This is a genomic window from Peribacillus sp. NPDC097198, assembly GCF_044762055.1.
Classification (GTDB): Bacteria; Bacillota; Bacilli; order Bacillales; family DSM-1321; genus Peribacillus.
Genome location: NZ_JBIWDO010000010.1, coordinates 14,295 through 27,572 on the forward strand (window position 1 = coordinate 14,295; position 13,278 = coordinate 27,572).

Annotated in this window: 14 protein-coding genes; 10 read left to right on the top strand and 4 right to left on the bottom strand. The window is 41.4% G+C overall.

The window, feature by feature from the left end; translation table 11 throughout:
* Positions 1 to 30: 30 nt before the first annotated feature.
* A complete protein-coding gene (locus ACIQXQ_RS16515; RefSeq protein ID WP_402958907.1) occupies positions 31 to 1,287 on the bottom strand; it encodes an MDR family MFS transporter in 1,257 nt (418 codons plus the stop codon).
* Positions 1,288 to 1,424: 137 nt separating this feature from the next.
* Between ACIQXQ_RS16515 and ACIQXQ_RS16520 the strand changes: the two genes are divergently transcribed.
* The 10 genes from ACIQXQ_RS16520 (at position 1,425) to map (ending at position 11,050) form a co-directional block, all read left to right on the top strand.
* Positions 1,425 to 2,516, top strand: coding sequence for an AbrB family transcriptional regulator (locus tag ACIQXQ_RS16520; RefSeq protein ID WP_402958909.1), 1,092 nt, complete (start codon positions 1,425 to 1,427; stop codon positions 2,514 to 2,516).
* Positions 2,517 to 2,693: 177 nt separating this feature from the next.
* The gene (locus tag ACIQXQ_RS16525) at positions 2,694 to 3,833 is read left to right on the top strand and encodes a YibE/F family protein (RefSeq protein WP_402958911.1); all 1,140 of its coding nucleotides are present in this window, start codon (positions 2,694 to 2,696) and stop codon (positions 3,831 to 3,833) included.
* Positions 3,830 to 4,603 (top strand): YibE/F family protein, encoded by a 774-nt coding sequence (locus tag ACIQXQ_RS16530; protein WP_402958913.1) that lies wholly within the window; start codon positions 3,830 to 3,832, stop codon positions 4,601 to 4,603. The genes ACIQXQ_RS16525 and ACIQXQ_RS16530 overlap by 4 nt, the downstream gene beginning before the upstream one ends.
* A 609-nt stretch (positions 4,604 to 5,212) precedes the next feature.
* Positions 5,213 to 6,004: a flagellar motor stator protein MotA gene (motA, locus tag ACIQXQ_RS16535; RefSeq protein WP_402871803.1), complete on the top strand. Its 792-nt coding sequence runs from the start codon at positions 5,213 to 5,215 to the stop codon at positions 6,002 to 6,004.
* Positions 5,997 to 6,752: a flagellar motor protein MotB gene (gene motB / locus ACIQXQ_RS16540; protein ID WP_402958915.1), complete on the top strand. Its 756-nt coding sequence runs from the start codon at positions 5,997 to 5,999 to the stop codon at positions 6,750 to 6,752. The genes motA and motB overlap by 8 nt, the downstream gene beginning before the upstream one ends.
* Positions 6,753 to 6,797: 45 nt before the next feature.
* Positions 6,798 to 7,079 (top strand): late competence development ComFB family protein, encoded by a 282-nt coding sequence (locus ACIQXQ_RS16545; protein WP_402871797.1) that lies wholly within the window; start codon positions 6,798 to 6,800, stop codon positions 7,077 to 7,079.
* A gap of 201 nt (positions 7,080 to 7,280) precedes the next feature.
* Positions 7,281 to 7,856 (top strand): TetR/AcrR family transcriptional regulator, encoded by a 576-nt coding sequence (locus ACIQXQ_RS16550; protein WP_402958917.1) that lies wholly within the window; start codon positions 7,281 to 7,283, stop codon positions 7,854 to 7,856.
* A 56-nt stretch (positions 7,857 to 7,912) separates the two neighbouring features.
* Positions 7,913 to 9,133: an MFS transporter gene (locus tag ACIQXQ_RS16555; protein ID WP_402958919.1), complete on the top strand. Its 1,221-nt coding sequence runs from the start codon at positions 7,913 to 7,915 to the stop codon at positions 9,131 to 9,133.
* A 543-nt stretch (positions 9,134 to 9,676) separates the two neighbouring features.
* Complete coding sequence (locus ACIQXQ_RS16560) at positions 9,677 to 10,192, top strand: type 1 glutamine amidotransferase domain-containing protein (protein ID WP_402958921.1); 516 nt, start codon at positions 9,677 to 9,679, stop codon at positions 10,190 to 10,192.
* A gap of 111 nt (positions 10,193 to 10,303) precedes the next feature.
* Complete coding sequence (map, locus tag ACIQXQ_RS16565; RefSeq protein WP_402958924.1) at positions 10,304 to 11,050, top strand: type I methionyl aminopeptidase; 747 nt, start codon at positions 10,304 to 10,306, stop codon at positions 11,048 to 11,050.
* A gap of 46 nt (positions 11,051 to 11,096) precedes the next feature.
* Here map and mobB read toward each other — a convergent pair whose 3' ends face one another.
* From mobB to ACIQXQ_RS16580, 3 genes are all read right to left on the bottom strand, one after another.
* A complete protein-coding gene (mobB, locus tag ACIQXQ_RS16570) occupies positions 11,097 to 11,615 on the bottom strand; it encodes a molybdopterin-guanine dinucleotide biosynthesis protein B (protein ID WP_402959064.1) in 519 nt (172 codons plus the stop codon).
* Entirely contained in the window at positions 11,612 to 12,877 is a 1,266-nt protein-coding gene (locus ACIQXQ_RS16575; RefSeq protein WP_402958926.1) for a molybdopterin molybdotransferase MoeA, read from the bottom strand. The genes mobB and ACIQXQ_RS16575 overlap by 4 nt, the downstream gene beginning before the upstream one ends.
* 97 nt (positions 12,878 to 12,974) lie before the next feature.
* On the bottom strand, positions 12,975 to 13,199 hold the full coding sequence (locus ACIQXQ_RS16580; RefSeq protein WP_402871786.1) for a DUF1128 domain-containing protein: 225 nt from the start codon (positions 13,197 to 13,199) through the stop codon (positions 12,975 to 12,977).
* Between the last annotated feature and the right edge of the window lie 79 nt (positions 13,200 to 13,278).

Genomic DNA, 13,278 nt, shown 5'->3' on the forward strand with positions numbered 1-13,278 from the left:
AAGTTTATGGGGGTAGGAAATGGAGTTAGATTATGGAATCTGGACTTTCGCCTTTTCATACAGGGAAAACATGATGAAATATAGAACGGCACTCAAGACGGCCAGCATACTGATCATGAGGAATGTCCCATTATATCCAATCCACCCTGTCATCGGTATGGCTAGTGGAGCAAGCATTCTACCGATGGTGAAACGTAAGCTTGATGCAGCGAAATACTGGCCACGCATATGTGCTGGGGCCAATTTCGAAACAAATCCTTGCTGGATGCCGGCCGTTAATAGCTCGGCGATGGAAAATAGGGCGATGTCGATGAATAATCCCCAAACCCATTGGGTCGCACCAAATAAAATCATGGAAAAACTGTATATCAGAGAAGAGATGATGAATATATTTCTTTCTTTATACATGGATGCCCATTTCGTGACGGTGATGGTTAAGAGGGCCACGAATAATCCATTTTCCGCAAGCAAGAACCCGAAAATCTGCTCTTCCTGCAGTGTGATCGAAAATATGGATTGCGGATCGACCATTTCATTAATATAGACAGGGAACAAAAGGTCGAGTTGCATGAACGTTTGATAGACCAAGACGCCTGCGATGATGAAAAGTAGAAACACCTTATCACGGAAAATGACTTGATAGTCTCGTAGTTGGTTCAGTAAAAAAGAGAATCCGTTAACCCTTTTTCCCAATCCCTTTTCCTGAATGGATAGGAGAGCCGTTTCTTTGACCCATGTTTGCAGGATGAAACCTAACAGGATATTGATGATGGCAGCAAGGGCTAACAGTTCGAAACGGTGGGTCGCATAAAAAATCCCTCCCAAAATCGGACCTATGACCACGGCAATATTGATGGATGTATAAAATACGGCGAAGACGCCACTGCGGTCTTTTTCTGGAATCACATCAGCGACCATTGCCTGGCTGGCAGGGTTATAAAAGGCGCTGAATATGCTGACGGCGGTGAAGCTGATAAACCCGATGCTGGGCGAATCCAGCCAAGGGGAGCTCGCCCATGCAAAGAATATGTAGGCAATGCCTTGGCCGAAGGTGGAAATGACCATCATCCGCTTTCTTCCGAATCGATCAGCACAATATCCCCCGAATAAATTGGCCACAACCGCAAAGAACTGCGAGAAAATCAGCAGTAATCCAGCGGTTGTTTTCCCGAACGATTCGGAGAAGTAAATCGCAAGGAACGGAAAAAACATCCAAAATGATATATTGACGACAGATTCCCCGGCAAGGCGAATCTTTAAGTTCGTATCCCAATCTCGTAAACGCATAGTAGAATTCCCATACTTTCTGTTATTTTCCCCATCATACTCTGAGTTTGAAATGAAGACAAGACAAGGGATAAATTCCGTCAAATAAGTTATGGTACTATGTAAGTGGAATTTTTATAGATAAGAAGGTTATGGAATTGAAGACATTCATATCGGATCATAAGAGTTTAAGAATGACTTTCACAGCTTTACTGGCGTTTCTAGGAGGGTACCTGTTCGACAAACTTGGCATCTATTTACCATGGATGCTCGGACCGTTATTTGTGGTGATGATCGCAAAAATCAAATGGGGACACTCGATGTTGTGGTCGAGAACGCTAAGGAGCACCGGACTGATCATCCTCGGCTTACAACTGGGCAGTTCATTTACGAAACGATCGTTACATGAAATGAGCGAATATTTGCCCGTCATGCTTTTTACCACGGTGGTGCTGATTTTGTTCACCGTAGTAACAGGCTTGTTCGTAGGAAAAAGAATGAACCTATCGATGAGCACCTCGCTTCTTGGAAGCTTCCCAGGAGGCCTGTCTCAAATGGTGATCCTGAGCGAGGAAATGAAAGATAGTGACGAAACGGTTGTCGGCTTCATGCAGACGCTTCGGGTTATTCTCGTCATATCGATCGTACCTTGGCTCGTCACCCATGTCATGTCGATGGATTCCGAAGCAACGGCGACGATGGCAAAAGGGCCGTTCTTTATGTTTGATTATGACGGGACCTTGGCTCTCCTACTGATTGCAGCTCTGGCGTTATTCATTTTCATTGCCATAAAGGTTCATTTCCCACTTCCTTTCCTTTTAGGACCACTCATTGCGGCGGCTCTGTTCAATTTGACAGGATCTGAAGCACCACATATTCCTGGCTTCTGGTTGAACTTGTCCCAGGTTCTGATTGGTGCCCATCTGGGATTCACATTGAAAGTCGATAATCCACGGCTTTTCAGGAAGATGTTCGCGGTGGTTTTCGTGAGTAATGTTTTGCTAATCGGTTTTTGTTACTATCTTGCGGTTTACTTTTCACCAGTCCTATCCTTGCCGGCCAATGAATTGTTTTTAAGCATGGCCCCCGGTGGTGTGGCAGAAATGGCGGTCACGGCCATGTCCGTTTCCGTTGATGTATCCGTGGTCACAAGCTTTCACTTATTCAGGATTTTATTCATCTTGTTTTTAGTGTCGCCACTCATCAAAGTGCTGGATCGGAGACAGGGAAGACAGAAAAGGCGGGAGTGAGGGCTCCCGTCTTTTCCGTCTGCCTCAATGAAAAAGTTATCATCCATTGGTTTTAATTTCGTAAACGTCATGTGTTCATGATAAGATAAAAAAATTACATACTGGTAAGGTAGGATGTAGTCAGCCAAACCTGCCGCCAGCTTTCCTTTTGGCCACCTGATATATGGAGGTTTTTTTTTGAACATTATCGCAAATACAGTTAAAAAAATCGGTTACAAGAAAGTTTGGGTGTACATCATCATTGCCCTTTGTTTTGTCGCTTCCGTTTTCTTTGTGACTCACAATTATTCTTTCTACGAAGGCCCTATAGCCAAAGTCATCAAGACAAATCTGGAAAGTACAACGGAAATGGATGACATGTATCTCAATGAAGATCGGCTATTTACACAGAGTATCGTAGCCCAATTGCAAAATGGAGAAGAAAAAGGACAGCTTATCGCGTTAAAGAATGAATATTCCTCATCTGGTGCCTATGATCAAGAATACAAAGTTGGAAATGATTTATTCGTTTCGATCGATGCAAAAGATGGAGAGGGCCCGGAATTAGCCGGAACGATTAAAGATGTCAAACGTGATAAATATGTGGTGATTGTGGCATGGGTGTTTATTTTTACCCTCCTGATTGTTGGAAAAAAGCAGGGGCTGCTTTCCGTTATAAGTTTGGTGGTCAATGCCGTTTTGTTGTCCTATGCCCTGGACTTTTATATGAGTACATCAGGCATCAGTTTGGTCTGGATATGCGGCATAGCGATCATACTATTTACGGTCCTTTCCCTCTTACTCGTTAACGGTTTTAATGAAAAGACATACGCAGCCATCATTGCGACGCTCATAGGGACTTTTTCCTCGTTGTTCATTACCTATCTTGCTATGTGGGTAACGGGAGAAAATGGCCTCCGATATGAAGAAATGCAATTTCTCACCAGGCCTTATAAAATGGTGTTTTATGCAGGCTTGTTTATCGGATCGTTAGGAGCTGTGATGGATATAGGGATTACCATGTCTTCTTCGATCTTTGGGTTGTATGAAAAGAATAATGACATATCCGTAAAAGCCCTGAAAGCCTCTGGATTGGAAATAGGGAAAGATATTATGGGAACCATGACGAATATTTTGTTTTTTGCCTACATAAGCGGTTCCATCCCCGTGATTCTTTTGTATTTGAAGAATGCTTCCACGTTGGGATTCACCCTTTCCATGAACCTATCATTAGAATTGGCCCGTGCCCTTGCCGGGGGGATTGGCATCGTGTTAACGATTCCGATAGGTTTATATATTTCGATCTATTTCGTTAATCGAAGGAAGGGAAGAACATGAATGTATTGGTATTACTAGCAAGCATATTATTTATCTTGATGATCTCGATCGGTGGTAAAAAAGGAGCACGTTCATTTTTTGCTTTATTCTTGAACTTTGGTGTGTTGCTTTTTGCCATCTTCTTTATGAAAAATCCACATAATGATCCGTATATCGTCACATTGATTGCATGTACGGTGATTAGTTATATCACGTTGTTCTTTATTAATGAAGTAAACAGTACGACCAAGACAGCCTTCGTTTCTACGATCATCACGATTGTCATCGTCCTCTTTTTTATCGTCGTGGTGACGGAACGTGCGATGATCCAGGGGTTTGGTGAAGAAGAAATTGAAGAGCTTAGCATCTTTTCCCTTTATATAGGTGTGGACTTTTTGAAGGTAGGCGTTTCAGTCATTATCATGAGTACGATTGGCGCCATTATCGACACAGCCATGGCCATTTCGTCTCCCATGCGGGAAATGTTTCTCCACCATCCATCCAGCACCAGGAAAGATTTATTTACATTTGGAATGAGCATTGGGAGGGACATTTTGGGAACCAGTACGAATACATTGTTCTTTGCTTTCTTCGGTGGCTATCTGGCATTGCTTATCTGGTTTAAGGACTTAGCTTATTCTGTTGGAGAAATCGTCAATTCGAAAATATTCAGTGCTGAAATGATCACGATATTTTGTGCGGGAACGGGTGTAGCCCTTGTGATTCCTATTACAGCATTGATAACGGCTTACTACTTAGTGAAAAAAAGGGGGAAGGTAAAGGTCGTGTAGTTTCCTAGGGTCCTAATGAAAAACGAATAGAGTGGAGAAGGCCGCCAATCTCAACGGGTGGCCTTTTTGCTGTTGTTACGGCTCCAGAAAGGGCATATGACAATCCTTATTCATCATACCTATAGAAAAAAAGATGAAAGTATGTGATTGGTTGACTACAAAAAAACAACATCAAATTGTATTCTATAGCATCAAAGGATCATCCATCAAAAACTTTATAATCATCGATCTCATAACGGGTACTGGGATTTTTTACGCGGTCAAAATTATTTCTGCCAGCGTAATAATGGGGATGGTAGGAAGTGTCATTGGAACGGAGGGCATCAAATGTGTACCTAAACTTTGGAGAAACAAGTGAACTCATCCAAAGGGAAGGGATAAACACGACTGGTTAAAATAACCGTTTCTTCCCTTTTTGTCATAAATTGTCCCTATATTGCGAAATATGCGATAGAATGGTTGCTGTATAAGGATGAATATAGGGAGACTTTGTGAAAAAAGATAGAATTTTTACATTCAATCTATCGGAATAGTAAAATAATCCTCACTTTTTCCGAACTTTATCCGATATAAGGAGCAGACGAGATTTTATATGAATGGGTGAGTATGATGGATATAACATCGGTTGTAGGTATAGTTCTTGGTATAGTGGCTATTTTAGTGGGAATGGTTCTGAAAGGCGTAAGCGTAACGGCGCTGATTAACCCGGCAGCTATCATGATTATCATTGTGGGAACAGTGGCTGCGGTTGTAACGGCTTTTCCTTTATCTGAATTGAAAAGATTGCCAAAAATATTGAAGATCCTTTTCCTTGAACAAAAGCTGACAAAGCCTGAAGAATTGATTAAAACCTTTTCCGAATGGGCGGTCATCGCCAGGAAAGAAGGGTTATTGGCCTTGGAAACCATATCGGATCAGGTGGATAACACCTTTTTGAAAAATGGGTTGAACCTTGCAGTGGAAGGTCAGAGTGCTGATTATATTCGAGATATATTGGCTGAAGAAATAGAGGCAATGGAAGAACGTCACCACAGTGGAGCGGCCATCTTTAGCCAGGCAGGCACCTATGCCCCGACGCTTGGCGTGTTGGGTGCTGTTATCGGGCTGATTGCGGCATTGGGTAACATGGCTGATAGCGAGGCATTGGGGCATGCGATATCTGCCGCTTTCGTTGCGACCCTTATGGGGATTTACACAGGATATGTGTTATGGCATCCCTTTGCGAATAAGCTGAAACGGAAATCGCAACAGGAAGTCCGCATCAAGGAAATGATGATTGAAGGGATTTTGTCGATCATCGAAGGAGAAGCGCCAAGGACGATTGAACAAAAACTAACATCTTATTTGCCTGCTGGAGATCGTAAAAAGTGGTTAGAAGGCGATGTGAGAGAAGATGGCTAGGCGGAAAAAGAAACAAAAGCATGACGAACATATTGATGAATCTTGGTTGGTCCCCTATGCGGATATATTGACGCTGCTTCTGGCTCTTTTCATCGTTCTATTTGCATCAAGTTCGGTGGATGCAGTCAAATTCCAACAATTGTCCAATGTGTTTAACCAAGTGTTCACGAGCGGAACGGGATTCATGGAATACCCGAGTGACTCCCCCAGTAATAATCCCACGTCCCCTGAACAAATGACAGGGATTAAAGGGACGAAGGGGCAGGGTAAGAGCGAGGAACAACAACTTATGGAAGTACAGAAACGGGTTAATGCCTATATTCAGGAAAATGATTTAGTGGACGAGCTTGATACGAACCTTACGGATGAAGGCATGTTGATTTCCATCAGGGATAATGTGCTGTTCGAATCGGGAGTATCGGAAGTGAGAATTGAAGATCGCAGGATTGCCAAGGAGATTTCGAGTCTGCTTGTTATGGACTTGCCTCGGGGCATTGTCATAAGCGGCCACACCGACAATGTTCCCATCAAGACGTATCGCTATGATTCGAATTGGGATTTAAGCGTCATGCGTGCAGTGAACTTCATGAAGCTGCTTCTTGAGAATACGAACTTGGATCCTGAAATGTTCAGTGCTAAAGGCTACGGGGAATTTAAGCCGGTCGCATCCAATAAGACGGCACAAGGCCGGGCTAAAAATCGACGGGTTGAGATTTTGATCGTTCCACGTACCCCGATAAATGAGTGAGAACCTGTCTGGAATGGACAGGTTTTTCTTTACGAAGGAGTTTTTATGGAAAGAGAATTTACTAATGTGATGGAAGAAATCGTAGTCGCTTGGGTCCAGATACTAATGGCCGGTACGGATTATCAAACATTTTGTCCATGTAATAAATGCAAGAATGATATCATCACCATTTCGTTGAACGCCCTTCCCACTTATTATGTAACGACGGATGAAGGGCGGAGAATCGTATTCGAGAGGTTGAATACGGAAGAAAACCGGAAATGGATCAACAAGAGAATTATCAGTGCGATTCATGTGGTGGGCAAGTACCCGAAGCACCAACTATAGACGACAACATGTGATAAGAGATCAGGACTCTTATCTTTTTTTTTATTTAGGCTGTTTTCTCAAAGGTTGTTGCTATGGAGAAAAGTGGGCCTTCTTCCACAATTGCGCCCTTTAACGGAAGACTTGATTTCAAGATAAATTTCTCTGGACTCATCATTCCGAAATCTTTATACTAAACTACATGAACGGAGGTGTTATAAATTGGGTAGAAATATTAGTTTTAACAAAGAACATGCCTTAGATAAAGCTATGTATTTATTTTGGGAAAAAGGTTATGACGCTACATATATCTCAGATCTTATTGAAACAATGGGAATAAGTCGGTCTACTCTCTATACTAGTTTTGGTGATAAAGATGAACTATTTAAACTCGTTTTAGAGCATTATAAAAACTTTGGCTCTCGAAAGAGAGATTTACTTTTTAATGGAATAAACACTAAAGTATCACTTAAATCTTTTTTTTATCAACATATTGAAAAATGCTATTCAGATGACATTCCTAAAAGTTGTATTATAACTAATTCTTCATTGCTTATTGGACACATTGATCCTTCCATAGAAAAAATACTTATATATGATTTTAATGAACTTGAAAAAGTATTTAAGCAAGTTATTGAAAAAGGAAAAGACAATGGAGAAATTTCACAAGAAGCAAACTCTGAATTAGTGGCATATTCTTTATTAAGTTTAAATCATAGTATTAATTTAATGTCCAAGTATAAAAAAGAAAAAAATCTAGCCTATAATTTAGTGGATAAGACTATTGAAGACCTATAGTCTTTCTTTTTTAAGCTTTTTGGAACGAACGTACCAAAAAATAATAAACAAAAGGAATGATGAAATTGACTAAGAAGATAAATTTTCTAATATTTATTTTGGCAATTAGTTGTGGTTCACTTGCTGCTAATATTTATTATGCACAACCAATTGTACAATTCATTGCAAAAGATCTGAACATCTCTTCTGATTTATCTGGATTGCTCACTACCTTTACACAAATTGGGTATGGATTGGGCTTATTTTTCATCGTACCAATGGCTGACTTATTTAAAAGTAAGAAAATAATAGGAATTCTTATCGGGCTTACTATTATTTCATTAATTGGTATGCTAATTTCGACAAATGGAATTATTTTCACAATATTAACAACCATAATTGGCATTGGAGCATGTGCGGCTCAAATGTTAGTTCCACTAACAATGAGGATTGTACCCATTGAAGAGACAGGTAAATATGTGGGTAAAGTGATGAGTGGTTTATTGATTGGGATTATGATTGCTCGCCCTTTATCTATCGGAATAGCTGACTGGTTCGGATGGAGAATGGTATTTCTTTTTTCATTAATCACGCTAGTTGCCGTATTACTGTTAATTATAAAATTTTTGCCCAACTATGAGGTAGTAACGTCTAGTAACATGTCATATCCATATTTAATCGCTTCTATGGTGAAGTTATTAATAAATACATCTCCTTTACAACAAAGAGCTTTTTATCACGCATGTTTATTTGCAACATTTAGTCTCTATTGGACGATAATGCCAATATTATTAAGGTCTGAGCCACTAAATTTTTCGAATAATGAAATTGCATTAATTGGCTTTGTTGCAATAGCTGGAGCTTTGTTAGCTCCTACTATTGGTAAAATAGCAGATAAAGGTTATATTTTTACAATGACGAATGTATCAATGGCGCTCGTACTATTATCTATCTTACTATTATTTTTTGTTCAAGATCATTCACTATTGAGTATAATTTTAATTCTTATCTCCGGAATTAGCATCGATATTGGGGTATCAGGAAATTTATTATTAGGTCAAAAAGTTATCTTTGGTTCGAATCCCGAAATAAGAAACAGACTTAATGGATTATATATGACTATTTTCTTTTTGGGAGGAGCCTTTGGTTCATGGATTGGAAGTTATACTTACTATAAATTTAATAGTGAAGTAGCTTTACTCATTGGAACAGCCTTGCCTTTATTCGCCTTATTAGTTCATTTAATAAAAAATAATACAATAAACTTATCAAAAACCAAAAGCAAATACATGTCCTAACGCATGTCCTAACTATTAATGTACCCCAAAAGTTAGAGTGAAAATCTAATTTTCAGGGTACATTAGTAGCATTATCTTCTACATCATGAGCAAATTAATCACTATTATTGCTTATCTTTATTCGTTTTGGCCCATGCCAAAAATAAGATTATAACCAAAGCACCTCATAAATTTCTCCACTGCCTTATTGTATAATCCTATTCTTCAATTATTCTATAAGGTAGTTTGAGTATTTTTTTAGAATGTCATTTATATTCAGTTTTATTTAAAGTTGTTGCTCCACAATCTGGCCCGATTGTTGAATACCATTCTTTACCCAAAACAATAAAGTTTACGAAAACAGCCTTTATTTAAAAGGATTATAGTAGTACATGCTACTGAAGGGGTGCTTTTGTAAAAACAAGTTTTAAGAAGCAAGCATTCGATAGGGACTACCATGGGAGACTTCTATGAAGAGGGCAATTTATGTGTTTAATCCTGTCCAATCAGGGAATATAAATAAAGTAAGTTCATTCGATCAAAATTGAGGAGATGAATTTTTTTATGAGTAAGAAAATAGCATGTGTAGTAACTGATATGGTTGAGGATTCAGAGTATAGTGAACCGGTCAAAGCTTTTAAAGAAGCGGGTCACACGGTAACGAAGATTGAGATGGAAAAAGGCAAAACGGTTAAAGGGAAACAAGGTGACGTTGAAATTACAATCGATGAGAGCATAGATTCTGTGAAAGCGGAAGACTTTGATGCGTTGCTTATCCCAGGTGGCTTTTCACCGGACATTCTACGGGCGGACGAACGCTTTGTAACGTTTACCAAGGCATTCATGGATGCCAAGAAACCCGTGTTTGCCATCTGTCATGGACCACAGCTGTTAATTACGGCTAAAGCCCTTGAAGGACGCCATGCAACAGGGTATACATCCATCAAGGTTGATATGGAATATGCAGGTGCAACATACTTGGACGAAGAAGTCGTCGTATGCGGCGATCAACTTGTTACAAGCAGGACGCCTGATGATCTTCCGGCATTCAATCGGGAATCACTCAAGTTATTAAAATAATAAAAAAATCCTGGCAGCCGTCAGGATTTTTTTATTTATAAGGTTTTTGGATTCATATACTTCTATCTTTGCAGTAAAATAAAAGAAGAATGAAAAAAGGAAGTGTAACGATTGATCGTAATAAAGTCTGAACGTGAAATTCAAGCGATGCATGAATCAGGGAAGATTTTAGCTGCTTGTCATAGGGAAATTGCAAAATTAATCGCACCAGGTGTGACGACATGGGAAATCGAGGAATTCGTGGAAGGATTCTTGAAGAAACATGGCGCCAAGCCTGAACAAAAGGGCTACAAGGGATATGAATACGCGACATGTGCAAGCATCAACGAAGAGATCTGTCATGGTTTTCCTCGCAAAAAGCCATTGAAGAACGGGGATATCGTCACGATTGATATGGTCGTGAATTATAATGGGGCACTTTCGGATTCGGCCTGGACATATACAGTCGGCAAGGTTTCCAAAGAAACGGAACATTTAGTGGAGGTAACGAAGGAATCCCTATATAGGGCGATTGAAGTGTCTATCGCTGGTAATCGTATTGGGGACATTGGGCATGCCATCCAATCTTATGTGGAGGCGGAAGGTTTCTCTGTCGTCCGTGACTTTATCGGCCACGGGATTGGGAATGTCATACACGAAGAACCGCAAGTCCCTCATTATGGATTGCCGCACAAAGGCCCGCGCCTTAAGGAAGGCATGGTCTTCACGATTGAACCGATGGTGAACGTAGGTACATATAAGGCTACTCGAGACCCGAATGGATGGACGGCTTCGACCGCCGACGGGAAGTACTCGGCACAATTCGAGCACACGATTGCCATCACGAAGAACGGCCCGCTAATTCTGACGGAACAATAAGCAATAAAGGCAAGAGGCACCCTTCATGGAAGGGTGCCTCTTGCCTTTATTCGTGTGTTTTTACCTGCTTGATGAACCATTCAGCAAAATGTTCGTAATCCAGTGGGAACACGGGAACCTCTGCCAATCTTTTTGCTTGATCAAGGCAGGCGGGCCAAGCCATCACGGCCTGAATATTGGTAAGCTGCTTCAATAATGTTAAGTCCTCTTCCTCTTTAACGAGGATGACCTTTGGAAAGTCCTCCTGCTTATATCCCTCAATCAAGATCACGTCGGGGTGGAAGATCTCCAATAAGTGAAGCAAATCCGGGAGCGTGGCCCCAGCTTTGAAATTCCCAAGCAACTCGATGGAACCGTCTCCTTCCACGAGTGAAGCGGCCGCTCCAGCCTGAAAGTGCTTAGTGGAATCTTTCTGACCTGTATTGTCCGGCTTGCCACCATGGCCATGATGCTTCAAGACGGCCGTCTCCAGATTTTCTATCCGAAGCTCTTGGATCAGTTTGGTAATGAACGTCGTTTTCCCTCTGTTTTGGTACCCGACTATTTGAAATAGGAACGGTCTCACCAAGGCCAGATGGATCCTTCTTGATCATCAAGAAGCAGGACATCCACGCTATCCCCCGTTTTGAATCCGCGTGTTCCGCCAGGGAGGACCGTAAGCGAATTCGCCCCAGCAAGGCTTGTGGTGATATTCGATTTATCGACGCCGCTCGGGACGACACGAAGCTGTCCGTTTTCATAATACAATCGCGTACGAAGCAGGCGGGAGAATGGGTTGGCCTTCAGGAAATCTTCAGCCAGTACAGCTTGTTCCTTCCGTAAATGCGGTTGATCGGAAAACAGCATAGTACGGATGATTGGCCGGGCAAACAATTCAAAACCGACATAGCTTGCGGATGGATTACCGGATAAGCCGAATAAAAACTTGTTCCCGTGAACGGCTACCGTCGTCACGCTACCTGGACGCATGGCCACTTTATTGAATAATACATCAGCGCCAAGCTTCTTATAGATGTCAGGAAGAAGGTCAAAATCACCGACAGACACGCCGCCTGTTGTGATCAGGAGATCGACTTCTTCCAAGGCTGTGGAAATGGCCTCGTAGCTCATGTCAAACTCGTCCTTGAGCTTCCCGTAGAAACGGACTTCCCCACCTGCTCTTTGGATTTGGGCGGAGATGGCATGAGAGTTACTATTCCTTATTTTTCCTGGTTGCAATGGTTCATTGACATCAAGCAGTTCAGATCCAGTCGCGAATAGGCCCACGACGGGTTTCTTCGCAACTGGTACTTCGGCATACCCGAAAGTAGCAAGCAACCCGATGATGCCAGGATTGATCATCGTGCCTTTTTTGACTAGGATATCGCCTTTCTTCGCGTCTTCCCCTTTAATGGATACGTTTTCGCCTTGCTTAAGGGAACGTTTGAAAGAGATATATTTCTTGCCATCTTTCTCGAATTCTTTCGTTAGTTCGAGCATGATGACGGCGTCACATTCCGCTGGCATCTGGGCGCCGGTCATGATCCGAGCCACTTGGTTTTTCTGTACAGGGATGGTCGAGACCATTCCGGCGGCCAACTCTTCAACGACCTCGAACTCCAGCGGATTATCTAGGGATCCTTCGGCTGTATCCGCGGATCGTAGTGCAAATCCATCATAAGGTGAGCGGTTGAAGTGGGGAACATCATTTGTGGCGACAATATCCTGCGCCAAATAGCGGTAGTGGCAGTCCTCAAGAGGGACCATCTCCATTTGTCCTTCCAATGCATGTTTCATGATCTTATCTAGCGCTTCACTCAGCTTGATGGGTGTTCTTCTTTCTACCATACTTATCGCTCCTATCTGAAATCGTTACTATGTATTGTTATTCAAGTATAGCAAAAAAATAAAAAAATCCTCACAAGGAAGGGAGGATTTCAAAGATTTATTTATTGCGTAATTTTCCAAGTTCTTCTGCAATGGCTTCCATTTCACGGACACTGAAATTCGTTTTCTTCATGACCAAAGTATAAATATCATGAAGTTCTTCATACATTTCGATATCGAAATGGGTGGATTTTATCGCACCAAAGTTCATTACTCTTAATTTGTCCTTTATTGCTTCGACCATGTACTCGACGCTCTCTGCCGTATTCTGTGATAAATCCAATTCTATCATCCTTCCACACATTTCTAAATTATTTTTATCTTTGCATGATTGCCCTTATAAGTCAATGGGAATTCATGCA